We start from the raw sequence: 24266 nt of genomic DNA, 5'->3' as shown, positions 1-24266 counted from the left end.
TTTATCCTTCCTGTTTTTGCGTTGGAAAACATTGTTGATTCAGTTTAATTTCTTCGTTGGTTACCTGATTTTTAATGAAGACATCCAACTGGTTAAATGAAATTTCAATATTATTTTCTTCAAATAAGCTGTTAATACGACGGTTTAAGCAATCGACTGTCGGATTCCGATCTGCCAATTTGCCTACGTATAAACGTAACTCATGATCCAATGAGCTTGCCCCAAAGTTTAAGAAGTACACTACCGGTTCTGGATCTTTCAATACACGATCACATTCTGTCGCCGCTTGCAGTAATAAACGTTTGGTTAACTCCAGATCTGAACCATAGCCTACTCCAACACGAATCACCACACGCGTAACCGAATCATTAAGTGCCCAGTTGACCAAACGTTCTGTTACAAACGCTTTATTTGGCACAATCACTTCTTTACGGTCAAAATCAATTAACGTAGTCGAACGAATACGAATACGTGATACGGTACCGGAATATTCACCAATCGTAATCACATCACCAATGCGCACTGGACGCTCAAATAAAATGATCAAACCTGACACAAAGTTAGCAAAGATTTCTTGCAAACCAAAACCTAGACCCACAGACAAGGCAGCAAATAACCATTGTAATTTCGACCATGACATCCCTAAAGTCGAAAAGGCGACGCCCGCGCCAATCGCAATAATGAAATAAGTGGCTAAGGTCGTAATGGTATAAGGCGTGCCTTGGGAAAAGCTCACCCGTGAAAACACTAATACTTCAAGCAAACCGCCAATATTACGCACTAAAGCATACATGGCAATTAAAATCACTACTGCCAACAACAGATTCAATAAAGTAATGGACTCCATCACTGTTCCCGCTGCGGTAGTGACACTTTGTTGCCATAATGTGACACCCTGTAAGTAATAGGCGACAGTAACCAGATCAGACCAAACCCAATATAACATGCCTAATAAAATGACCGTTAACAGCAAATCAGTGACACGTAATACTTGATCTTTGACTTGGGCGATACCTAAACTTTCGTTTTGCTGTAACTCCAGTCCAATATTCAATTCTTCTTCCGTATTGACTTTTGGCTGCGCCTGTTGCTCGATTTTTTCTTTCAAACGATTGTAAGATAAACGACGCGAGGATACGGTTAAACCACGGTGAATCACATTTTTTAACACTAACCAAGTGACAACCACAAAATAAGAGGACATTAAATGTTCCATCAAATTCAGTGCCGTATAGTAGTAGCCCATCACAACAAGCACAATCAGGATAATCGGTGCCGCAACAAGGAAAAAACGCCCTATTTTTAACACCATATGAATTGATTTAGTGTTATCTTCCGATGAATTTTCATACGATTTCACGGCATCTTGAATACGTGGACCAATAATCAGTAAAGAAATAAACAACACCGAAATTGTCATCACTTGCCCAATCACATCGTTGGTAATCCCCGTTTCTAAATGTGTAAAGAGCGAGGCATTAATCCATAACGCGGAAATCCAAACAGAGCGACCAAAAACACGATAAAAACGATCGACACTTTCTTTTGGCATACTAAAATGGCGATAGGCAATCCCATTTGGACGTAACAGCGATAACATAAAGGCGAAGAAACACCAATAGCCGCCCATGCTGACAACCCAACTTGCTAAATTCAATGGTTCTGCAAAACACAAATACACCATAAACACTAGCAATGCAGTAAAAATGAAAGTGCTAGGTAAACATAGCACCAACGTCCATAAAATGGCTTCGGGAGTGTGCCATTGGCTATCCGAAGTGAGTGTATTAATTTTTTGATTAATATTGGTTAAACGTTGTTTAATTTTTGCTTTCTGTAATTGAATCAAGAAAGTGAATACCAGTAATAGCGCAATGATTAATGCCGCAGGTACCAAATTCTCACGCCAATTGGAAAAATCAATTTGCTTAATAATCTCCGTTACTTGCACTTGAACCGCAGGTAAAAATTGTTTGACCCAATCTACATCCATCGGTGCATTACTTTTTACCCAGAAGCTTTGTTGCTGCAATTTACTTTGTAGTTGATCACTAATTAACGCAACTTGCTTTTGGTTAAGCTCAATATTAATCACCAAATTGAGCTGGTTATTAAGCAAACTAATGATGTCAGATAATAACTTACGGCGCTCTTGTAAAATCGAATCTAAGCTGGCTTTTTCTTGCGCACTAAACGCGACTTGTTGTTTCTTTTCAAGTGCTGAAATATAGCTCTGCGGATCATAAAGATTATCCCGCATCTCAGTCAGATCAAAGATACGGACACGCAGATCCGTGATGCGTTTCGATAACCCAGCAATCATTTCATCTTGTGGTAACAACTCTTTTTGTTTATTAATAATGCGTGACAACACCAGTGAACCTTGCAACGCACTAATTTGATCTTCAATATTGCGTTGTGTCTGTTGTAAGTTATTCAGCACATTTTTAATACGTAAATTATCTTGCGATAACGTATTCATTTCGGTGGTTTGTTGCACTAGCGCCTGGCTTAATCGCACATTCTGCTCTAATTGGCTTGCTACTTCAGGATGTGTAGTGCCTTTATTTTCCAATTGCGATTTGGTCAGTTGCTCCACTTGCTGTTGCGATTCTTTTAAATATTTCTGGTTAATCGCATCCTGTAAATTCTTAATCTGTTCTTGCAACTGCGCAACTTCTAAGTTCTTATCTTCTAGCTCGAGCGTATATAACGTGGTTAAGACATTATTGCCTTGCAATAACAATTTATTAAAACTGTTTTGCAATTCTAATAAGGCTAATTCCGTTTCTAGCTTCACTTTTCCACTTGGTATGGTGTCCGCATTCGCTAATAACTTATTAATTTCTTGTACACGGGTTAAATTCGCATTGAGTGTCACTTGGGCACGCTCAGGCGCAGTGCGAAGCGTGACCAATTCAGTATTCAGTCCTGTTGCATCTGCTTGAATTTGTTGTAATGCTTGTTGCGTACTCAATAACTTGGCTTGTAAATCAGCCAAAGACAATTTCTCAAATTGTGTTGCGGAAGGTGCTGGCGTACTTTTCAGCGTTTCTAAACGTTTTTGCGCTTTTGTCGTTTGCTCTGCAGCCCCATCAATACGCGCCTCTAAGTCTTTAATATCCGCTTTCTGCTTGTCAATTTTTGCCAACAATGCCAAGGTTTCTTCCAAATTCTGTACCACAGTTTTACTATTGGTATCATTTTGCTCTGCACTTTTGGCAACTTTTAATTGGGCTTGAATATCATTTGGTGTAGGAAGTTGAGCGAATGTGTATGCGTTGAACATAAAACATAAGCTCAGGGCAAAAAAGGCCTTTTTAACTAAATGTGTTTTTTTCATTCGTGAGTTCCTAGTAAATCCTGTAAGGCTAATTTTAATCTTGTTCGAGAAATTTTAATTGCACCTTGTTGTAATTGTTGTGTATTCAAAGGGAAATAAGCCACGGGGTGTTTAAATTTTTCCAATTTATCCGCAAGCCAAAGCGTCAATGCCTCAACAAGTGCGTCAGAAAAAGGCACAGAAAATTCGATGAACGCCACGGGGCGTTGTCCAAACTCAATATCCGCTTTCGGCAACACAAACACTTGTTTGACATATTGCCATTGCTGAATTATCCGTTCGATTTCTTCGGGCTGTATGTTTTCGCCACCGGAAATGAACATATTATCAATTCGTCCTAAAATTACCAACTCATTATCACGCCATATCCCTTTATCTTTTGTGGCAAACCAACCTTGTTTATTGGTGAGCGGTAAAATCGTTCCTTGTTGCCAATAACCAAGCGCTAATCCCGCACCTTTCAGCCAGATTTCGCCCTCAACGAGTCGATATTCACGTCCACATAACGGTTGACCAACGCCCATTTTATCATCACTTCGTTTCGCAAATACGGTCGACGCCATTTCCGTCATGCCATATCCCGAATAACTTTGCACGCCCCATTTTGCTAATTGTGCAGTTAATGACGTCGGAATCTGCGCCCCACCGAGCAAAATATGCTGGGTTTTTAACGAGCTGTCTAAAATCGTATTTTCCTGCCAATAAGATAATAAACGTTGTAATTGAGTCGGGACTAAAGAAACATGTGTCGCTTGCCCGACAGACGCATAAAAGTCCGCTTGTGGAAAATGTAAGACTGCGCCTGCACGTAACCAACGCCAAAGGATCCCCTGCCCTGAAACATGATATAAAGGCAAAGAAAGTAACCATGACGCATTTGCGTCAAATTGCATGAGTTCACAAACGCCTTTGGCATTATCTAAATGCGCTTGTAGGTGATGAACAACCGCTTTAGGAACACCACTAGACCCAGAGGTTAAAGTCATGGTAGCGGGAATAAAAAAGTTTTCACAATCTGACCGCACTTCTGGTTCAACTTGTTCCACTTGAACATTCACTGTTAACGAAATCGCTTGGCAGTCACGTAAGAGTAAGGCATGTGGCGCATAATAAAACTCAATATCTGCCGCACGGCAATATTGCTGAATTTTTTCGACAGGAAAAGCAGGATTAAGCGGAAAGACTCGTGCACCAATCTGAATAGTGGCTAAGTAGAGTAATAACAAGTCCAGTTCATTCTTACCACATAAAGCGACACCAGAATTAGGTTGAACGCCATGGTATTGCAAAAGCTTAGCATACTGGCTGATTTGCTCAAAAAGCTGTCGCCATGTAAAAACCTCGCCTTGCGGATCTCGCAAGGCGATTTGGTTTTGTTTAATGGGATCAGATGCGAATCGCTGCCAAGGAAACATAACTAATTGGCAACAAAATAGCTACGCACGTCTTCAATTAAGTCCGCCGGTAAATGCATCGATTGCATTGCGCCTTCTAGCATCAACATTTTGCGACCACTATTGGTATTGGTGATCACCCAATATGGCGTATCGGGAATTTGCTTTGGCTTCGTTTGATTTCCCGCCATTAATAACGTGCCTTCATCACGCGCAAAATAAACACGGGTACGCCCTTGCAATGATTCAGTTGCTTGCGCAAAACTTTCTGGGTTCGTACGATAAAGCACTTTCAAAATATTTAAAAAACGTACAACCGCTTTACTTTCTTGTTGAAATGCATCAGAACGGAGTAAGTCACGAACTTTGGTGACCACTTGCTGAATAGACTCATCAGATTGTTTTTTAGGTAAGATTTTTGGATTTTCAAAAACCGCTTCTGTTTCTGCTTGGACAGCTGGTTGTGGTGCTGTTGGTGCAGGCTCTGTCGTTTTAACCGCCACGGGAGGCACTTCTGTTTTTTCAACAGCTTTATTAGAAAAATTAAGCAAACGGCGCAAAATATCCGATGCGCTTTCGCCAATAGACTGCGTTTGACTCGCAATATATTGATAAAGCTCTTCATCAACTTCAATAATTTTCATTTTTTCCTCCACTTGCTTGATCTCTTTCAGATTTTGCAACATTATAACGACTTCTTTACAAATACTCTATATACAAATTATGTCTGAGAACAATTTACTTCACTTTCAATTTCATCAGTTAAAACAAGAAATTAATGCGCCGACTTTCGTTTTTATTCATGGTTTATTTGGTGATATGAATAATTTAGGCATTATCGCCAGAGCCTTTAGTGAAAAATATCCCATTTTACGTGTCGATTTACGCAACCACGGACAAAGTTTTCACCACGAAGAGATGAATTATACGCTCATGGCAGAAGATCTCGCCAATGTCATTCATACCCTTCAGCTCGAAAAAGTCATTTTAATTGGGCATTCCATGGGAGGAAAAACTGCCATGAAAATGACCGCACTTTATCCCCATCTCGTCGAAAAATTGATTGTCATTGATATTGCACCAGTCAAGTATGGTCACCATGAGCATGACGCTGTTTTTACGGGGCTATTTGCCACCAAACAAGCAAAACCGAAAACACGACAAGAAGCAAAACACTATTTAGCACAATATATTCCTGAGGAAGCGATCCAACAATTCATGCTGAAATCCTTTGATGCCAATGCCAAAGAATATTTCCGTTTTAACCTCAGCGCATTACATGCCAATTATCCTCACATCATGGATTGGCAACCTTGTCACTGTACCGTACCTACCCTCTTTATCCGTGGCGGACAATCAAACTATATCAAAACAGAAGACACACAACCTATTCTCGCGCAATTTCCACAAGCCACCGCCTTTACTATAAATGGTTGTGGACACTGGGTTCACGCGGAAAAACCTGAGTTTGTCATACGCGCAATTGAAAGATTTTTAATATCAAACAAATAGCCAAAGCGCGCAGAAATTCGTGTTTTAATCCCACATAAATTGTGTTATAGTTCAGCATTAATTTAGTTGTGGCTTATCATTCTCACTTAGCCACAGATTTTCAGTGATTTGATAGATGGCAAAACAAGACGCAGATTGTATTACATTGGATCTGTTTGCTAATACTCGCAAAGTTGGACGCCCAAAAACAAATCCACTGAGTCGTGAACAACAAATTCGTATCAATAAACGTAATCAGTTAAAACGGGATAAATCCATCGGGTTAAAACGGGTCGAACTTAAATTACACACGGATTTAGTTGAGCAACTAGAAGATTTAGCGGCAAATTTGCATGTTAGTCGATCAGAATTGATTGTAACGATTTTACAAGATTATTTTAATATTCAAGAAGATAGGTAGCAAAAATGGCTGTTGTTGGTTTATTTTATGGCAGTGATACAGGCAATACCGAAAATATTGCCAAAATGATTCAAAAACAACTCGGTAGTGACTTAGTTGATGTACGCGATATTGCAAAAAGTACAAAAGAAGATATTGAAGCTTATGATTTTCTCATGATTGGGATTCCAACCTGGTATTACGGTGAAGCCCAATGTGACTGGGATGATTTTTTCCCAACCTTAGAAGAAATTGATTTTACCGATAAATTGGTTGCTATTTTTGGCTGTGGAGATCAAGAAGATTACGCAGAATATTTCTGTGATGCTATGGGAACCGTGCGTAACATTATTGAACCTAAAGGCGCCATCATTGTTGGTCACTGGCCAACAGAAGGCTATCACTTTGAAGTTTCGCAAGCATTAGTCGATGAAAATACTTTTGTAGGATTATGTATTGATGAAGATCGTCAACCTGAATTAACTGCTGAACGTGTTGAAAAATGGGTGAAGCAAGTGTTTGACGAAATGTGTTTAGCAGAACTTGCTTAATAGCAAAATAATTAAGGGGCTATTATGTCTGAAGAAAATATCAAACTTTTGAAAAAAGCGGGGTTGAAAATCACCGAACCTCGTTTAACGATTTTGGCATTAATGCAAGAACATCAAGAAGAACACTTCTCTGCAGAAGATGTGTATAAAATGCTCCTTGAAAGAGGCGAAGAAATTGGTTTAGCCACAGTTTACCGTGTATTAAACCAATTTGATGAAGCAAAAATTTTGATTCGTCATAATTTTGAAGGCAATAAATCCGTCTTTGAACTTGCCCCAACTGAACACCACGATCACATTATTTGCGTGGACTGCGGTAAAGTGTTTGAATTTAATGATGACATTATTGAAAAACGTCAACGTGAAATTACTAAACAACATGGTATTGAATTAGCCACACACAGTCTGTATCTTTATGGCAAATGTAGTAATGTCAAGAAATGCGATGAGAATGGCAAAAAATAAAAACAAGGCAAATTAAATAAAAAGTGCGGTATAAATTTTCAACGTTTATACCGCACTTTTTTAGTAGCCTGTCAATTGTCAACTTTACGGCTTGTAAATGGTTTCTACCCCTTCTTCGTCTTCTTCTGACCAATCATCCCAATCCTCGTCTTCATCCTCGAACTGATGATCCGCTAATTGAGCTTGGTGGTAATCATCCCATTTAAATTTCACTTCTGCCTCGTCCGCCGTTTGCTCAACTTCGTGACGTGGATTTGCTTCAATAAAGTCCATAATATCACGACAAAGTGGCTGTACATTTTTGCCTGTTACTGCAGAAATGAGGTAATAGTCGTCATCCCAGCCTAAGCGTTCAGTAATCGCTTGCGCACGCTCGTGTGCCTCTTCATCACTCATGGTGTCAATTTTATTAAACACTAACCAGCGTGGCTTATCCGCCAGGGCTTCACTGTATTGAAATAATTCTGATTCAATGATCGAGATATTCTCTGCAGGATCACTCTCATCAATAGGTGCAATATCAACTAAATGAATTAAGACGCGACAGCGCTCTAAATGTTTTAAGAAACGCACACCTAAACCAGCGCCTTCAGCCGCTCCCTCAATTAATCCCGGGATATCTGCCACCACAAAACTGTGGTTTTCATCAACACGCACGACGCCTAAACTCGGTACTAAAGTGGTAAACGGATAATCCGCAACTTTAGGTTTCGCCGCTGAAACCGCACGAATAAACGTGGATTTACCAGCATTCGGTAAACCTAGCATACCGACATCGGCTAACAACATTAACTCTAATTGCAAATCACGCTTTTCTCCGGGCGTGCCATTGGTTTTTTGTCTAGGTGCACGGTTAACGGAGGATTTAAAACGTGTGTTGCCTAAGCCATGGTAACCGCCTTTCGCCACAAGCATTTTGGCACCATGTTTGGTTAAGTCACCTAAGACTTCTTTCGTATCGTTATCAATCGCACGAGTACCCACAGGCACTCTTAAAGTAATATCATTGCCACGGTGTCCAGTACAACCAGCACTGCGTCCGTTTTCGCCACGTCCCGCAGCAAAGCGTTTTTCAAAGCGATAGTCAATTAAGGTATTGAGGTTTTCATCGGCAACTAAATACACGTCACCCCCATCCCCTCCATCGCCACCATCTGGTCCGCCTTTAGGGATATATTTTTCACGTCGGAAGCTCACACAGCCGTTACCACCATCACCCGCTTCAACACGAATTAGTGCTTCATCAATAAATTTCATTCTTTCTCCTAACGCTTAATAAATTTGTGCCCAATAGCGGATGTAATTGCCCCTAAAACCACTATCAGCGCACCAATATAACTGATTGAATTTAAATCTGGTTCTGCAAAGTATTGTGGGTAAAACAAATATAATAAATACGAAAATAAAATCGTAAAAAGTGGCATTAACGTAATCACGACACTCACTTTAGAAATATCCCAACGATTGAGTGCTTCTGCATACGCCCCATACCCCACAAGTGTATTTAAACAGCAATAAATAAAACAAAATAGTGTCCAACCACTGAGTGCGCTCACTTGCTTAACCTCTGCAAAGGGGGTAAAAACTAAAGCACAGCCAATATAAATAACAAATAAAATCTGTTGCGAATTAAATTCACGTAACATTAATTTTTGCGCAATACCATAAATACTCCAAATCAACGCGGCAGAGGCAGCCAAAAAGATCCCCGTTGAATAGGCATTCACGCTCAAGAATAAACCAAAACGATCATTAAAAAATAAAATTAACCCAACTACTAATAACGCTAACCCGATTTTCTGATTTAAACGTAATTTCTCTTTAAAGAAAACCACACCAAAAATCATCATGGTAAACGAAGAAAGCTGGCTAAATATTTGTGCAAATGACGGTTCAATATATTTTAATGAGGTATTAAACAAGACAAAGTTTGCTGCTAATCCCACTACCCCGATTAACGCTAAAAGGCGATAACGTGGTAAAAACTGTGAAATCTTAGGTAATTTTTTACTGCAGCCTAAAATGATCCATAACCCAATTGCCGCCACTAAAAAACGGTACCAGACGATTGTTTCTGGGCTCATTACCGCGACGACGCGCTGTAGTGCAATCGGCAAGGAACCCCATGCCATTGCCGTAATCAGGGCAAATAAAAATCCCATTAAAGGTTGCTGTTGCTTCATCTTATGGTTTCCTATTTGTGATTTTAACTAAAATTCGATGTCCTGTGGCGGAAAATAATGCACCTGAAACGACAAAGCACACACCGATATAGCTTATCCAATTTAATTCCTCAGTCATCACATAATCAGGTGCAATGAACAGTAATACTTCCGAGAAAATCAAGGTCAATATGGGAATTTGTGTCACAATCGCGCTCACTTTCGTCACATCCCAATGATTCAGCGCTTCCGCATAAGCACCGTAAGCAATTAATGTATTCAAACAACAATAAATCAAGCAGCCTATTTGCATCGCATTCAAATGCGTCACTTGTGAAATGGTTGCCGTAGGCAGAAAAAGTATCGTACATCCTATATAAATGGGCAATAATACTTGCTGTGCTGTCAAACGATGCAACATCAGTTTTTGTGCACTCCCATAGACGACCCAAACTAAACTTGCACTAATACAAATAATAATCCCTTTTACATAAGTGCCAAACTGTAAAAAGTCTTCCACGCGCTGATTAAAAAAGAGGATCAAGCCAAGAATGAGTAAACCTAAACCGACTTTTTGATAAACTGCAAAGGTTTCTTTAAATAACAATACCCCCACTAATAACATACCAAATGAGCTGAGTGGGCTAAAAACTTGGCTAGTGGTTGGGGGAATATATTGTAATGCAACATTGTATAAGAAAAAGTTTGCGGATAATCCAACAATGCCTAATAAGATGAGAAGCCAATGTCGCAACCGAAGTACTGTCCAATGGGGTAATCTTTTTGTCAGTTTGAGGATAAAAAATAATCCAATGGCAGCCACAGCAAAACGGAACCACACAACCGTTTGTGCATCCATAATGTTTAATAATTGCTGTAACGCAATCGGTAAAGATCCCCACATACATGCGGCAGTAAACGCAAAAAGGAATCCTAGCAGAGGCTGCTGTTTCATAAGAGACTTCTACGAAAACGCCCCGCAACTTGTGCGAGGCGTTTTTCTATTTCTAAATTTGAAATTATTCAGCGATGATGCTGACATATTTGCGATTTTTCTCGCCTTTAACTTCAAATTTGACTTTACCGTCAGCTGTCGCAAATAAAGTATGGTCACGTCCCATACCTACGTTTGAACCTGCGTGGAACTTCGTACCACGTTGACGAACGATAATGCTACCCGCTAATACAGATTCTCCGCCGAAACGTTTAACACCAAGGCGTTTAGCTTCAGAATCACGACCGTTACGAGTTGAACCACCAGCTTTTTTAGTTGCCATCTACTTGATCTCCTCTGAAATTATGCTTGAATCCCAGTGATTTTCACTTCTGTGAACCACTGACGATGACCTTGTTGTTTACGGCTATGTTTACGACGACGGAACTTAACGATTTTTACTTTATCGCCACGACCGTGTGCAACAACTTCTGCCACCACTTTACCACCAGCAACAACTGGGGCACCAATTTTAACATCTTCACCGTTAACGATCATTAACACTGAGTCAAACTCAACTGTTTCACCAGTTGCAACTTCAAGTTTTTCTAAACGAACTACTTGTCCTTCGCTTACTCGGTGTTGTTTACCGCCACTTTGAAAAACTGCGTACATATATACTCCGCTATACTAGTGCTTTCATGTTTTTGTTCATTTAGCACTTCAAAAATTCATATAAATAGGTCGCAAATTCTACGCAAAAAATAACTTAAGAGCAAGAGCTTATTTACAATAAAGTAAAAAAATTATGATTTTGTGTGATTTAATTTCAGAAATCGCAGAAAATTGGGTACAATCCCTTTCACATTCAGTCTAAAAATCCATTATTACAAATGACAAAGCAACATAATTTAATGAGTATTGATGACATCCAAAAACTCATTCATCGTGATATGCAAAAAACCAATGAAACAATTCTCGCTCAGCTTAACTCTGATGTCACGTTAATTAATCAATTGGGTTATTATATCATCCAAAGTGGTGGAAAACGTATCCGTCCGATGATTGCGATTTTGGCTGCACGTGCACTGGGATTTCATGGTGAACAACCGATTACTTGTGCCACTTTTATTGAATTTATTCATACCGCGACTTTATTACATGATGATGTAGTAGATGAATCTGCATTACGACGAGGCAATCCCACAGCTAACGCGGAATTTGGTAATGCGGCAAGTGTGTTAGTGGGGGATTTTATTTATACTCGCGCTTTCCAATTAATGACGCAATTGGATTCTTTACGTATTCTCAAAGTGATGTCAGATGCAACCAATGTCATTGCAGAAGGTGAAGTGCAACAATTAATGAATGTCAACGATCCGAATACGACGGAAGAAAACTATATGCAAGTCATTTATGGCAAGACTGCGCGTCTATTCGAAGCTGCGACGCATTGCGCCGCGATACTTGCTCATGCGACGGAAGCCCAAGAAAATGCTTTACGCGAATATGGTTGTTATCTAGGCACAGCTTTTCAATTAGTCGATGATATTTTAGATTATAGTGCAGATGCAAAAGCACTCGGCAAAAATATTGGTGATGATTTAGCGGAAGGTAAACCAACATTACCGTTATTACACGCCATGCATCACGGCAATCCAGCACAAGCAAAATTGATTCGCGAAGCGATTGAGCAAGGGGGTAAGCGTGATATTTTAGAGGATGTACTGACAATTATGACAGAACATAAATCCCTCGACTATGCGATGATGCGCGCTAAACAAGAAGCACAAAAAGCCGTTGATGCGATTGCATTATTGCCTGAAAATGAATATAAACAAGCGTTAATTTCATTAGCTTACTTATCCGTCGATCGCGCTTATTAACCACTTAATAAGGCGAGACATGTTAGCGTAACGACCGCCTAAAGTGCGGTCATTTATTTAGTAATTTTAAACACGACAATGACAGAACAAAACATCCCTACGAAAAAAACACGCAAAGGCAAAGATCCTCACGCGCCTTTTGTACGCGAAAAATTATCCCTACCAAATGGGCATAACAAATTGTTATTGCATTCTTGTTGTGCGCCTTGCTCGGGAGAAGTAATGGAGGCAATTCATGCTTCAGGTATTGAATTTACTATTTACTTCTACAACCCAAACATTCACCCATTAAAAGAATATCTCATTCGTAAAGAAGAAAATATTCGTTTTGCGGAAAAATGGGGCATTCCGTTTATTGATGCCGATTATGATCGTCAAGAATGGTTTGACCGTGCCAAAGGCATGGAAGATGAGCCAGAGCGTGGTATTCGTTGCACTATGTGCTTTGATATGCGTTTTGAAAAAGCCGCAGAATATGCACACAACAATGGTTTCCCCGTATTTACTAGCTGCTTAGGTATTTCACGTTGGAAAGACATGAACCAAATCAACGGTTGTGGACACCGTGCCGCCGAAAAATATGATGATGTAGTGTATTGGGATTATAACTGGCGTAAAGGTGGTGGCTCACAACGTATGATTGAAATCAGTAAGCGTGAACGTTTTTACCAGCAAGAATATTGCGGTTGTGTGTATTCTTTGCGTGACACGAATAAATGGCGTGAAGCAAACGGACGCCAAAAAATTGAAATTGGCAAATTGTATTATTCCGCCGATTAAAACAACCAAGTAAACCATCGTGCCGTCATATAACATGGCGGCACTTTTTTAGGCTTTATATATGCAACGTTTTCGCCAATCTTTCGAAACCTAATGCTAACGCCTCTTCACTAATATTTAATGCTGGGGCAAAACGCAATACATTAGGACCCGCCACTAAAATCATTAAGCCATTATCTGCTGCTTTTTTGACAAATTCGCTCGCTCTTCCGTGATATTGCTCGATAAGTTCTGCACCAATTAACAAACCTTCGCCACGGATTTCTTTAAATAAGCCACATTGCTGATTAATTTCTTGCAGCTTTTGCATAAATTTTTCAGAAGTGCGCTGAATTTTTTGCAAGAATGGTGGTGCTGAAATGATATCAATCACTTTTTCTGCCACGGCACAAGCGAGAGGATTGCCACCAAAGGTGGTGCCATGCACGCCAGGTGCAAAACTTTTGGCGATCTCATGCGTTGTCAACATGGCACCAATTGGAAACCCATTACCCAGTGCTTTGGCAGAAGTCAAAATATCGGGCACCACTTCATATTTCATATAAGCATATAAATAGCCAGTTCGTCCCACGCCAGTTTGGACTTCATCGAAAATCAGCAACGCATTATGTTGGTCACACAATTCGCGCAAACCTTGCAGAAAATCTTGATTCGCTGGCAGAATCCCACTTTCGCCCTGAATTGGCTCAACAATCACCGCACAAGTATTTTCATCCATCACCGCTTGCACCGCTGCTAAATCATTAAACGGCACATGCACAATATCCGCAGGCTTTGGACCAAAGCCGTCAGAATACTTGGCTTGTCCCCCCACGCTCACGGTAAACAGCGTACGTCCATGAAAACTTTGTTTAAAGGCAATGATTTTACTTTTTTGATAACCAAAATGATCTACCGCATAACGACGCGCCAATTTGAGAGCAGCTTCATTTGCTTCTGCGCCAGAGTTAACAAACATCACCCGTTCGGCAAACGTTTTTTCGACTAATTTTGTGGCTAATGCCAAAGTAGGTTCACTCGTAAACCAGTTACTCGAATGCCATAACTTTTCACTTTGTTGTTTTAATACGTCAACGATTTCATCGGCGCAATGCCCCAAACTGTTAACAGCAATGCCACTGGTAAAATCGATATAGTCTTTGCCTTGTTGATCCCAGACATGACTCCCCTTGCCTCGTACAGGAATAAATTGTGCGGGAACATAGTTTTGGATCATGACTTGGTCAAAAATTTCTCTGTTATATTGTGTCATTGCCTTATCCTTTTTTGCATTATTATCGTCATCAGCATAATTAGATAAAAATATTTAGTCAACATAAATGAATAAATATTCATTTATGCGCCTAAAAAATCCAGACCGTTTGATCTGGATTTTTTTGATTAATTTGTGCCACCCACCGTAATTTTATCGATCTTCAACGCCGGTTGTCCTACACCGACAGGCACACTTTGTCCCTCTTTCCCGCAAACGCCCACACCATGATCAATTTCGACCTTATCCGCCACCATGGAAATGTTTTGCATGACTTCAATCCCACTTCCAATCAACGTTGCCCCTTTTACTGGCTTGGTAATTTTACCATTTTCAATTAAATAGGCTTCAGAGGTGGAGAACACAAATTTGCCGGAGGTAATGTCCACTTGTCCACCGCCAAAGTGCGGTGCAAAAATCCCACGATCCACGGAAGCGATCAGATCATCAAATTGGCTTTGTCCTGCTAGCATATAGGTGTTGGTCATTCGTGGCATCGGCAAATGAGCATAGGATTCACGACGCCCGTTACCTGTTGGTGCAACGCCCATTAAGCGCGCATTCATTTTATCTTGCATATAGCCTTGTAAAATGCCGTCTTTAATTAGCACGTTATATTGACCCGGTACCCCTTCATCGTCCACCGTAATTGAACCTCGGCGATCTTGTAGCGTGCCATCGTCCACAATAGTACACAGTGGCGAAGTCACAAGTTCACCAATTTTACCAGTAAATAACGAACTTTCTTTACGGTTAAAATCCCCTTCTAAACCATGTCCAACCGCTTCATGCAATAACACGCCAGGCCAACCAGCGCCTAACACTACTGGCATCATGCCCGCCGGTGCAGCAATCGCACTTAAATTCACCAACGCTTGGCGCACCGCTTCTTTCGCGAAATATACTGCACGCACTTCACCACTTTCAGTCGCTAAGAACCAATCTAAGCCAAAACGACCACCTGCGCCAGCACTGCCTCTTTCACGTTTACCGTCTTGTTCCACCAGCACTGAAATCGATAAACGTACTAAAGGACGAATATCTGCCGCTAAGGTACCGTCAGTAGCCACTATCAGCACTTCTTCATACACCGCGCTTAAACTGGCAGAAACACGCGTCACTCGGGGATCTTCCGCGCGTGCGATTTTATCCACCAAATACAACAACGCAATTTTCTTTTCTTTACTTAAACTGTTTAATGGATTAATTGCCTGATAACGCAAAATAGGATCAACTTGATGGAAGCCTTGTGGCACAATGCGGTTACCTTGTTTGCTCTGCGCAATCCCTTTCACTGCATCAGCACATTGTTGGATACTCACTAAATCAATTTGGTCAGAATAGGCAAATCCTGTTTTTTCGCCACTCACCGCCCGCACACCAACACCACGATCAATATGGAATCCACCTTCTTTGATAATCCCATCTTCTAACACCCAGTTTTCATCTTGGCTTAATTGAAAATAGAGATCCGCATAATCAATCTGACGGTGCGAAAGCAAATCAAAGGTATTTTGCAAGTCATTGAGGGTTAAATTGCTTGGCGTGAGCAAGGTATTACTAACAGTATTAATCATAAATTATGCATTCAAATAAACAAAAAGTGGCGGGTATTTTATGTTATTTTTGACCAGGAGGAAAGCAAGGAAATGTACAAGCAGTGTGCAAAGCGAAAGGAAAGACGAAAGTGCTTGGCTTAGCGAAACTTTTTTAAAAATGACCGCACTTTTATACCCAAAAGCAAAAGGAGCAAGTCTGCCCTTGCTCCTTTTTCATTACATCACCACTACATCAAACTGCTCTTGGTTATAATACACTTCTGTTTTGATTTGAACTTGCTTGCCGATAAAGACTTCTAACTCAGCTAATAACCCATGCGATTCTTCATTGATGAGATAATCTGCCACAGCCCTTGAGGCATAGACCACAAATTGCTCACTGGCAAATAAATGGTGTACACGAATAATCTCACGCATAATTTCGTAGCAGACGGTTTCCACTGTTTTGATACGTCCACGTCCCTCACAAGCAGGGCAATCGCCACATAACACATGTTCTAAACTTTCACGTGTTCGTTTACGCGTCATTTCTACCAAACCTAATTGTGTAAAGCCATTTACGCTCGTTTTGACACGGTCTTTAGAGAGTGCTTCTTGCAGGGATTCTAATACACGAACACGGTGATCATCGGTTTGCATATCAATAAAATCAATAATGATAATCCCTCCGAGATTACGTAATTGAAGCTGCTGGGCAATGGCTTTTGTCGCTTCAATATTGGTATTAAAAATAGTTTCCTCGAGGTTACGATGCCCTACAAATGCCCCCGTATTAATATCAATAGTGGTCATGGCTTCAGTTTGCTCAATGATTAAATAGCCACCAGATTTCAAATTAACCCGTTTATTTAACGCGGTTTGAATCGCTGCCTCCACGCCATACACATCAAACAAAGGCTGATTCCCCGAATACAACACCAACTTATCCACCAACGTCGGCATAAATTCCTCAGTAAATTGCTTCACTTCCGTAAAACATAATTTCGAGTCAATACGAATTTTTTCTAATCCCGCCCCGATAAAATCACGTAAAATGCGTTGGGTTAACGCAAGCTCACCATATAACATGGATTTTGTTGGGTATTTTGCCCGACGTTCTAAGACCTTACGCCATAAACGTTTTAAAAAATCCGCATCTTGTTTAAGTTCTTCTTCTGTTGCACCATCGGCTGCGGTACGGATAATAAAACCACCAAGTTCATCACAAAGCGGCAGGACTAACTCTTTTAATCTGGCGCGTTCTTCTTCACTTTCAATCCGTTGTGATACCCCTACATGGCTATTTTCAGGCATAAACACTAAGTAACGTGAAGGCAAAGTGATATCTGTGGTTAACCGTGCCCCTTTGGTTCCTAAAGGATCTTTCACCACTTGTACTACAATATCTTGTCCTTCGCGTACCAGTTCCGCAATGTCTTTCACCACAAACTGCTTTTGCTCGCTTTCTTCCACACATTCAGTGTGCGAAACAATATCTGAAGCATGCAAAAAAGCGGCTTTTTCTAAACCAATATCCACAAATGCCGATTGCATACCCGGCAATACTCTTGTAACACGCCCTTTATAAATATTACCCACAATACCACGTTTCGCCTGACGCTCAATATGCACCTCTTTTAAGATCCCCATATCGACTAAGGCAATCCGTGTTTCACTCGGTGTGACATTCACTAACAGCTCAACAGAATCCATACTTCTACCTAACATCATCATTTTTCAAGACATTCAATTGCCAGTTAGTCTAACGAAAAGGGAAATAGAATAATAGTGCTAAATAAGGTAAAATGTGAGCTTTCTCAAATTTTGGCTGAGAAAAATCATACTTTTAGATGTTTGAGAGGTCATCATGTTTGGATTGGATCCAACACTTATTACATTTACGATTTATATTTTTGGCATGTTGCTGATTGGCTTATTCGCCTATCGTTATACTAATAATTTATCAGATTACATTTTAGGGGGACGTCGTTTAGGCAGTTTTGTAACCGCCATGTCAGCCGGTGCCTCCGATATGTCGGGCTGGCTGTTAATGGGTTTACCCGGTGCGATTTACCTGTCTGGCTTAATTGAAGGTTGGATAGCCATTGGCTTAACTATCGGGGCTTATCTGAATTGGTTATTTGTGGCAGGACGTTTACGTATTTACACTGAATTTAACCAAAATGCGCTGACTTTACCTGAATATTTTCACCACCGTTTCGGTACGTCACATAATCTCCTAAAAATTGTGTCCGCCAGTATCATTTTGGTCTTCTTTACTATTTACTGTGCCTCAGGCGTCGTCGCAGGGGCAAAACTGTTCCAAAATCTCTTTTCTGTAGATTATGCGACTGCACTTTGGTACGGTGCTTTAGCCACCATTGCTTACACCTTTATTGGTGGCTTTTTAGCCGTGAGTTGGACAGACACTATTCAAGCCACATTAATGATTTTCGCCTTGATTCTAACACCCGTGTTTGTGTTAATTAGCCTAGAAGGATTAAGTCAATTTAACGTGGTGCTCGCACAAGCGGAAAGCCAAGCTCATAAAGACTTTACCGATATTTTCAGTGGCACGACACCGCTAGGTTTACTCAGTTTAGCGGCTTGGGGGTTAGGTTATTTTGGTCAACCGCACATTCTAGCGCGCTTTATGGCAGCGGATTCGGTGAAATCCTTAAACAAAGCACGTAGAATCAGCATGACTTGGATGATTCTCTGTTTAGTCGGAGCAATGGGCATTGGCTTTTTTGGTATTGCCTATTTCTATGCTAATCCCACCGTGGCAGGTTTAGTCAATAAAGAATCAGAACAAGTATTTATTGAATTAGCCAAATTACTCTTTAATCCGTGGATCGCGGGAATTTTACTGTCCGCCATTCTCGCGGCGGTGATGAGCACACTAAGTTGTCAATTATTGATTTCTTCCAGTGCGATTACCGAAGATTTTTATAAAGGTTTTATCCGTCCAACGGCGTCTGAAAAAGAATTAGTCTGGTTAGGGCGTGCCATGGTGCTAGCAATTGCTGCGATTGCGATTTGGATTGCGCAAGATGAACACAGCAAAGTACTCAAACTGGTGGAATTTGCGTGGGCGGGTTTTGGCAGTGCATTTGGTCCTGTTGTATTATTTTCTTTATTCTGGAAACGCATGACTTCTTCGGCAGCATTGCTCGGCATGCTAACTGGAGCTATCGTCGTCTTTGGTTGGAAAAGCTGGACACCAATCGGTTCTGAATTACACCAGTTGTATGAAATGATCCCCGGCTTTACTTTAGCAAGTTTGGTGATTATCACCACTTCATTGCTCTCTGCCAAACCAGAAGCACAAATTGTTGACACTTTTGAACAAGCGCAAAAGGCTTATAAAAACGCACTATGATTGACTTTCGTCCTTTTTATCAACACATTGCCACCACTCATTTATCCGCGTGGCTTGAAACCCTTCCCCTGCAATTAAAACAGTGGGAAAAACAAACCCACGGTGATTATGCGAAATGGGCAAAAATTGTGGATTTTTTACCGCACTTAGACGCGGATCATATTGATCTGAAAAGTGCGGTCAAATCTGAGAGTGTTTCGCCGTTGTCTGCTGGTGAGCAACAACGTTTGGTGTATCACCTCAAACAGCTGATGCCTTGGCGTAAGGGACCTTATCATTTGCACGGGATTCACATCGATTGTGAGTGGCGTTCTGATTTCAAATGGGATCGCGTACTGCCCCACCTCGCCCCCCTGAAAGATCGCACGATTTTAGATGTGGGCTGTGGTAGCGGTTATCATATGTGGCGCATGGTCGGTGAAGGGGCAAAAATGGTGGTCGGCATTGACCCAACCGAATTATTTTTATGTCAATTTGAAGCCGTACGTAAACTGTTAAACAATGATCGCCGTGCTAATTTGATTCCCTTAGGCATTGAACAAATGCAACCGTTAGCAGCCTTTGATACGGTTTTCTCTATGGGCGTGCTTTATCATCGTAAATCACCATTAGATCATTTAAACCAATTAAAAAACCAGCTGATAAGAGGCGGGGAATTGGTACTAGAAACTTTAGTGGTAGACGGTGATATCAACACGGTTTTAGTACCCGCAGATCGCTATGCCAAAATGAAAAACGTGTATTTTATCCCGTCTGTACCCGCCTTGATTAACTGGTTGGAAAAAGTCGGCTTTAAAAACGTGCGTTGTGTAGATGTCGCCCCAACGAGTTTGGCAGAACAGCGTAAAACCGACTGGTTAGAGAACGAATCCTTGATTGATTTCCTAGATCCTTGCGATCATACAAAAACGATTGAGGGTTACCAAGCCCCGACCAGAGCCGTAATATTAGCAAACAAATAAAGCAAAAAACGCTTTGCACGGACATTGTTTGATTTAATACAGAACAATGTCCATCATCTACTAACCTAAAAAAAGCGGTGACGCTATAAAAGACTCACCGCTTTCCTTTAAATCTCAAGTCATTTTACGCCATTATGCTTGATACTTTTTGAAAATTAACGCTGCGTTTGTTCCACCAAAACCAAAGCTATTTGACATCACAGTTTTCAAGCCGGCATTTTCAACAGTTTCGGTCACAATGTTACAGCCTTTTGCATTCTCATCGAGAGTTTCGATATTGATACTTGGCGCAATAAAATCATTGTCTAACATTAATAACGTGTAAATCGCTTCGTGCGCACCCGCTGCACCTAAAGAGTGACCGGTCATCGATTTCGTTGATGAGATAGCTGGCACTTTATCACCAAAAACATTTTTAATCGCACCTAACTCTTTCACATCTCCTACTGGTGTAGAAGTACCATGGACGTTAATGTAATCAATTGGTGTATCAACCGTCGCCATGGCTTGTCTCATACAACGCTCCGCGCCTTCACCACTTGGCGCCACCATGTCATAACCGTCTGATGTAGCGCCATAGCCGACGATTTCAGCATAAATTTTCGCACCACGTGCAAGAGCATGCTCTAATTCTTCAACGACAACCACTGCACCACCACCTGCGATGACGAAACCATCGCGGTTCGCATCATAAGCGCGTGACGCTTTTTCTGGGGTATCGTTGTATTTTGTCGATACCGCACCCATCGCATCAAACTCAGTTGCACATTCCCAAGACAATTCTTCTGCACCACCCGCAAACACAATATCTTGTTTACCTAATTGAATTAACTCAAGCGCATGACCAATACAATGGGCTGATGTTGCACAAGCTGAACTAATACTGTAGTTCACACCACGAATTTTGTAAGGTGTTGCTAAACAAGCTGAAACACTGGATGCCATTGTTTTGGTGACCGCATAAGGTCCTACCGCTTTCACACCACGAGGACCACGCACCGCATCACAGGCGATTAATTGGTTATGGGCTGAACCGGTTCCCGCACCAATCACCAAACCAGTACGATCGTTCGATACTTGATCTTCTGTCAAACCTGCATCTTCAATCGCCTCTTTCATCGAAAGATAAGCATAAGCTGCCGCATCCCCCATAAAACGATATACTTTACGATCAATCAGCTCACTTGGATTTAATTTAACCGTGCCGGCCACATGACTACGCATGCCAATCTCAACAAACTCGGGCATCACTTCGATACCTGATTTTCCAGCTTTTAACGATGCTAATACTTCGTCTTTATTGTTGCCAATACTCGAAATAATACCAAACCCAGTAATAACCGCTCTTTTCATGGAGTATTCCTTATCAATTATTCAAAATTGTGAAAAATATGGTCGATAAAATAACGAGCAAACGTTAACATTTCAAGTGCTAATTTGATCGTTCGACCAGTATATAAATTTTCGCTATTATATTACGATTCAGGTTGTCTATAAAGGAATAAAAAAATCATGCATAAAGTTCAGTTTGCTGACGTCCATTTTAATGCTGAAAACACGCCGGTTTCTGCCCAATTTGACGATGTTTATTTTTCCAATCAAGACGGTCTTGCGGAAAGTCACTATGTTTTTCAGGAAGGCAATCAATTATGGCAACGCTGGCAACAAACAAGTGAAGCGCATTTTGTGATTGCGGAAACTGGTTTTGGTACAGGGCTGAATTTTTTTGCAGTCACTCAGCGTTTTCGTGAATTTCGCCTTACTTATCCTGACGCACCGCTAAAACGGCTCTTTTTTATTTCCTTTGAAAAATACCCTTTACCCTTAGCACAACTCAAGCGGGCACATCAAGCCTACCCTGAGTTTCAATCTCTTGCACAACAATTACAACAATCTTGGTTAGAACCGATTGTTGGTTGCTACCGTTTTCACTTTGCTGAAACCACACTTGATCTCTGGTTTGGCGATATGGCGGAAAACCTGCCTCAGTTAGGCGATTATATGTGTAATAAAATTGATGCATGGTTTTTAGACGGTTTTGCCCCGAGTAAAAATCCACAAATGTGGCAAGATACCCTTTACCAACACATGTATCGTTACACCAAAACACAAGGCACTTTTTCTACTTTTACCGCAGCAAGTGCCGTAAGAAAAGGTCTAATACATGCGGGTTTTACAGTCACTAAACGCAAAGGCTATGGCAAAAAACGAGAATGTTTACAGGGTGTAAAAGCACAACAACAGCCCGCTGACATCCATGCCCCTTGGGCTCTTGTTCAACCGGCTGAACTGACAGCAAATGCAGATATTGCTCTGATTGGTGGAGGGATTGCCTCCGTATTTAGCGCGCTTTCCTTATTAGAGCGTGGGGCAAAAGTAACTGTATATTGCGAAGACAACTCACTTGCCGCCAATGCGTCAGGCAATAAACAAGGGGCTTTTTATCCCCAATTAAGCGATGATGATTTACGCTATATTCGCTTCTACATCCATGCCTTTGCCTATGGTAAACAGCGCTTCAACTGGGCAATTGAACAGGGTATTACATTTGAGCATGATTTTTGTGGCGTCGCACTCTGTGCCTATGATGCCAAAAGTGCGGTCAAATTAGCGAAAATTTCCGCGCTCCAATTGCCCCCTAGCCTGTATCAGCCCTTATCACAACAAGCACTTAGCGAACAAGTCGGGCTACCACTACCATGTGATGGTGGCTTTATCGCACAAGGCGCTTGGTTATCACCACAACAATTTGTTCAAAATACTTTCGATTTTTTAGCAACACGTGGGGTCATCATTAAAACACAGCAAAAAATCACCGCACTTGAACGACAAACCACGCATTGGCTCTTAACAACAGAACAAGGCGACAGTTTCAAACATCAAGTTGTTGTACTGGCAAATGGTCACAAACTCACACAATTTCGTCAAACAGAACATTTACCTGTTTATCCTGTACGTGGACAAGTGAGTGAAATTGCCACTTCTACTGAATTAAGCAAACTCAAGGCAGTCATTTGCTATGATGGTTATCTAACCCCAAAAGCAGCGAGTCAAACCCATTGCTTGGGTGCCAGCCATTTGCGTGATAATGCTGAGCGGACATTTAGCTTACAAGAACAGCAAGAAAACCAACAAAAAATCCAAACGAATCTTGCCTCAGTAGATTGGGTCAATGAGGTTGATACTCGCAATAATCAAGCCAGAATTGGCATCCGTTGCTCCGTTCGTGATCGTATTCCAATGCTAGGGAATGTGCCTGATTTTGAACAACAGCTAAGTGATTATCACAATCTATACAACTTACGCCGTCGCAAACACGCCATAAAAAACGCCGCACTGCATCCGAATCTCTTTCTAATTGGTGCCCTCGGTTCTAGAGGACTGACCTCCGCACCGCTGTTAGCAGAAACCCTGGCTTCGCTGATTTATCACGAGCCCTTGCCTCTCAGTGAAGATATCCTCCACCAACTGAATGCAAACCGCAGCTGGATACGAAAATTATTAAAAGGAAGTCAAGTAAAACAGGGCTAAAATGCCCTCTTGCTTTTGCGCCTGCTCCTGTTCTTAGTAATACATATTGACTCTCGGTCTCATTCAACTTTCATCAGATTATCAAACAATGAGACTTCTATTCTTCTTGCCATTTCACACTAACTCTCTTTATGTTTAAAAAACAACTCATTTTTGTATAACTAAACTACACCCCTAATAAAAGCGTAAATTTAT

The 24266-nt window shown here is 41.0% G+C and carries 20 protein-coding genes and 1 pseudogene; 9 read left to right on the top strand and 12 right to left on the bottom strand.

All coding sequences use genetic code 11. The features are described 5' to 3' along the window. Position 1: 1 nt before the first annotated feature. From mscK to seqA, 3 genes are read right to left on the bottom strand one after another with little or no spacing between them, the layout of a single operon-like run. The gene (gene mscK, locus CKV69_RS01605) at positions 2-3343 is read right to left on the bottom strand and encodes a mechanosensitive channel MscK (protein WP_014325867.1); all 3342 of its coding nucleotides are present in this window, start codon (positions 3341-3343) and stop codon (positions 2-4) included. Beyond that, positions 3340-4758: an o-succinylbenzoate--CoA ligase gene (gene menE / locus CKV69_RS01600; RefSeq protein WP_005756188.1), complete on the bottom strand. Its 1419-nt coding sequence runs from the start codon at positions 4756-4758 to the stop codon at positions 3340-3342. The genes mscK and menE overlap by 4 nt, the downstream gene beginning before the upstream one ends. A gap of 2 nt (positions 4759-4760) precedes the next feature. Further along, entirely contained in the window at positions 4761-5381 is a 621-nt protein-coding gene (gene seqA / locus CKV69_RS01595; protein WP_016504348.1) for a replication initiation negative regulator SeqA, read from the bottom strand. Between the two features lie 79 nt (positions 5382-5460). Here seqA and CKV69_RS01590 point away from each other — a divergent pair, with 79 nt between their 5' ends. The 4 genes from CKV69_RS01590 to fur all read left to right on the top strand — a co-directional run bounded on the left by CKV69_RS01590 (position 5461) and on the right by fur (position 7644). Further along, positions 5461-6249, top strand: a complete 789-nt coding sequence (locus CKV69_RS01590) for an alpha/beta fold hydrolase (protein ID WP_014325865.1) — start codon at positions 5461-5463, stop codon at positions 6247-6249. A gap of 115 nt (positions 6250-6364) precedes the next feature. Further along, on the top strand, positions 6365-6649 hold the full coding sequence (ybfE, locus tag CKV69_RS01585; protein ID WP_005726023.1) for a LexA regulated protein: 285 nt from the start codon (positions 6365-6367) through the stop codon (positions 6647-6649). Positions 6650-6654: 5 nt separating this feature from the next. After that, positions 6655-7179: a flavodoxin FldA gene (gene fldA / locus CKV69_RS01580; protein WP_005721513.1), complete on the top strand. Its 525-nt coding sequence runs from the start codon at positions 6655-6657 to the stop codon at positions 7177-7179. 24 nt (positions 7180-7203) lie between these two features. After that, entirely contained in the window at positions 7204-7644 is a 441-nt protein-coding gene (gene fur, locus CKV69_RS01575) for a ferric iron uptake transcriptional regulator (protein ID WP_005721511.1), read from the top strand. An 84-nt stretch (positions 7645-7728) separates the two neighbouring features. Here the strand turns inward: fur and cgtA are convergent, their stop codons facing one another. The 5 genes from cgtA to rplU form a co-directional block, all read right to left on the bottom strand. Further along, positions 7729-8901, bottom strand: a complete 1173-nt coding sequence (gene cgtA / locus CKV69_RS01570) for an Obg family GTPase CgtA (RefSeq protein WP_005721510.1) — start codon at positions 8899-8901, stop codon at positions 7729-7731. An 8-nt stretch (positions 8902-8909) separates the two neighbouring features. Further along, complete coding sequence (locus CKV69_RS01565) at positions 8910-9827, bottom strand: DMT family transporter (RefSeq protein ID WP_014325863.1); 918 nt, start codon at positions 9825-9827, stop codon at positions 8910-8912. A 1-nt stretch (position 9828) separates the two neighbouring features. Then, a complete protein-coding gene (locus tag CKV69_RS01560) occupies positions 9829-10761 on the bottom strand; it encodes a DMT family transporter (RefSeq protein WP_014325862.1) in 933 nt (310 codons plus the stop codon). Between the two features lie 64 nt (positions 10762-10825). Beyond that, positions 10826-11083, bottom strand: a complete 258-nt coding sequence (rpmA, locus tag CKV69_RS01555) for a 50S ribosomal protein L27 (RefSeq protein ID WP_005721506.1) — start codon at positions 11081-11083, stop codon at positions 10826-10828. A gap of 20 nt (positions 11084-11103) precedes the next feature. After that, on the bottom strand, positions 11104-11415 hold the full coding sequence (gene rplU, locus CKV69_RS01550; RefSeq protein WP_005721505.1) for a 50S ribosomal protein L21: 312 nt from the start codon (positions 11413-11415) through the stop codon (positions 11104-11106). Between the two features lie 239 nt (positions 11416-11654). Here rplU and ispB point away from each other — a divergent pair, with 239 nt between their 5' ends. Next, positions 11655-12626, top strand: a complete 972-nt coding sequence (ispB, locus tag CKV69_RS01545; RefSeq protein WP_005751266.1) for an octaprenyl diphosphate synthase — start codon at positions 11655-11657, stop codon at positions 12624-12626. 114 nt (positions 12627-12740) lie between these two features. After that, positions 12741-13406 (top strand): annotated as a pseudogene (locus CKV69_RS01540) (epoxyqueuosine reductase QueH); the annotation flags it as partial. A gap of 55 nt (positions 13407-13461) precedes the next feature. Here CKV69_RS01540 and CKV69_RS01535 read toward each other — a convergent pair. From CKV69_RS01535 to rng, 3 genes are all read right to left on the bottom strand, one after another. Continuing rightward, the gene (locus CKV69_RS01535; protein ID WP_014325860.1) at positions 13462-14658 is read right to left on the bottom strand and encodes an aspartate aminotransferase family protein; all 1197 of its coding nucleotides are present in this window, start codon (positions 14656-14658) and stop codon (positions 13462-13464) included. Between the two features lie 128 nt (positions 14659-14786). After that, positions 14787-16235, bottom strand: coding sequence for a metalloprotease TldD (gene tldD, locus CKV69_RS01530; protein ID WP_005753704.1), 1449 nt, complete (start codon positions 16233-16235; stop codon positions 14787-14789). Positions 16236-16433: 198 nt separating this feature from the next. Further along, entirely contained in the window at positions 16434-17909 is a 1476-nt protein-coding gene (rng, locus tag CKV69_RS01520; RefSeq protein WP_005721495.1) for a ribonuclease G, read from the bottom strand. Positions 17910-18063: 154 nt separating this feature from the next. On the opposite strand from rng, the gene putP reads away from it, so the two are divergent. Then, positions 18064-19578, top strand: a complete 1515-nt coding sequence (gene putP / locus CKV69_RS01515; RefSeq protein ID WP_005753700.1) for a sodium/proline symporter PutP — start codon at positions 18064-18066, stop codon at positions 19576-19578. Further along, positions 19575-20540 (top strand): tRNA 5-methoxyuridine(34)/uridine 5-oxyacetic acid(34) synthase CmoB, encoded by a 966-nt coding sequence (gene cmoB / locus CKV69_RS01510; RefSeq protein WP_014325858.1) that lies wholly within the window; start codon positions 19575-19577, stop codon positions 20538-20540. Before putP ends, cmoB begins: the two co-directional genes overlap by 4 nt. Before the next feature lie 132 nt (positions 20541-20672). On the opposite strand, the gene fabB is transcribed toward cmoB, so the two are convergent. Beyond that, complete coding sequence (fabB, locus tag CKV69_RS01505) at positions 20673-21893, bottom strand: beta-ketoacyl-ACP synthase I (RefSeq protein WP_014325857.1); 1221 nt, start codon at positions 21891-21893, stop codon at positions 20673-20675. A 159-nt stretch (positions 21894-22052) separates the two neighbouring features. Here fabB and mnmC point away from each other — a divergent pair, with 159 nt between their 5' ends. Then, a complete protein-coding gene (gene mnmC, locus CKV69_RS01500; protein ID WP_014325856.1) occupies positions 22053-24071 on the top strand; it encodes a bifunctional tRNA (5-methylaminomethyl-2-thiouridine)(34)-methyltransferase MnmC2/FAD-dependent 5-carboxymethylaminomethyl-2-thiouridine(34) oxidoreductase MnmC1 in 2019 nt (672 codons plus the stop codon). Positions 24072-24266: the final 195 nt, after the last annotated feature.

The sequence above is a fragment of the Pasteurella multocida genome, from assembly GCF_900187275.1.
Classification (GTDB): Bacteria; Pseudomonadota; Gammaproteobacteria; order Enterobacterales; family Pasteurellaceae; genus Pasteurella; species Pasteurella multocida.
Note: the sequence above shows the minus strand (reverse complement) of the source record. Positions and strands in the feature narration are given on the sequence as shown.

What these genes read in the sequence shown, in the direction of transcription:
- fldA (WP_005721513.1), top strand. Translation starts at nt 6,655, where the DNA reads ATGGCTGTTGTTGGTTTATTTTATGGCAGTGATACAGGCAATACCGAA.
- mscK (WP_014325867.1), bottom strand. Translation starts at nt 3,343, where the DNA reads ATGAAAAAAACACATTTAGTTAAAAAGGCCTTTTTTGCCCTGAGCTTA.
- fabB (WP_014325857.1), bottom strand. Translation starts at nt 21,893, where the DNA reads ATGAAAAGAGCGGTTATTACTGGGTTTGGTATTATTTCGAGTATTGGC.
- cmoB (WP_014325858.1), top strand. Translation starts at nt 19,575, where the DNA reads ATGATTGACTTTCGTCCTTTTTATCAACACATTGCCACCACTCATTTA.
- cgtA (WP_005721510.1), bottom strand. Translation starts at nt 8,901, where the DNA reads ATGAAATTTATTGATGAAGCACTAATTCGTGTTGAAGCGGGTGATGGT.
- CKV69_RS01565 (WP_014325863.1), bottom strand. Translation starts at nt 9,827, where the DNA reads ATGAAGCAACAGCAACCTTTAATGGGATTTTTATTTGCCCTGATTACG.
- seqA (WP_016504348.1), bottom strand. Translation starts at nt 5,381, where the DNA reads ATGAAAATTATTGAAGTTGATGAAGAGCTTTATCAATATATTGCGAGT.
- rplU (WP_005721505.1), bottom strand. Translation starts at nt 11,415, where the DNA reads ATGTACGCAGTTTTTCAAAGTGGCGGTAAACAACACCGAGTAAGCGAA.
- mnmC (WP_014325856.1), top strand. Translation starts at nt 22,053, where the DNA reads ATGCATAAAGTTCAGTTTGCTGACGTCCATTTTAATGCTGAAAACACG.
- CKV69_RS01590 (WP_014325865.1), top strand. Translation starts at nt 5,461, where the DNA reads ATGTCTGAGAACAATTTACTTCACTTTCAATTTCATCAGTTAAAACAA.
- CKV69_RS01560 (WP_014325862.1), bottom strand. Translation starts at nt 10,761, where the DNA reads ATGAAACAGCAGCCTCTGCTAGGATTCCTTTTTGCGTTTACTGCCGCA.
- ispB (WP_005751266.1), top strand. Translation starts at nt 11,655, where the DNA reads ATGAGTATTGATGACATCCAAAAACTCATTCATCGTGATATGCAAAAA.
- rpmA (WP_005721506.1), bottom strand. Translation starts at nt 11,083, where the DNA reads ATGGCAACTAAAAAAGCTGGTGGTTCAACTCGTAACGGTCGTGATTCT.
- rng (WP_005721495.1), bottom strand. Translation starts at nt 17,909, where the DNA reads ATGGATTCTGTTGAGCTGTTAGTGAATGTCACACCGAGTGAAACACGG.
- tldD (WP_005753704.1), bottom strand. Translation starts at nt 16,235, where the DNA reads ATGATTAATACTGTTAGTAATACCTTGCTCACGCCAAGCAATTTAACC.
- CKV69_RS01535 (WP_014325860.1), bottom strand. Translation starts at nt 14,658, where the DNA reads ATGACACAATATAACAGAGAAATTTTTGACCAAGTCATGATCCAAAAC.
- fur (WP_005721511.1), top strand. Translation starts at nt 7,204, where the DNA reads ATGTCTGAAGAAAATATCAAACTTTTGAAAAAAGCGGGGTTGAAAATC.
- menE (WP_005756188.1), bottom strand. Translation starts at nt 4,758, where the DNA reads ATGTTTCCTTGGCAGCGATTCGCATCTGATCCCATTAAACAAAACCAA.
- putP (WP_005753700.1), top strand. Translation starts at nt 18,064, where the DNA reads ATGTTTGGATTGGATCCAACACTTATTACATTTACGATTTATATTTTT.
- ybfE (WP_005726023.1), top strand. Translation starts at nt 6,365, where the DNA reads ATGGCAAAACAAGACGCAGATTGTATTACATTGGATCTGTTTGCTAAT.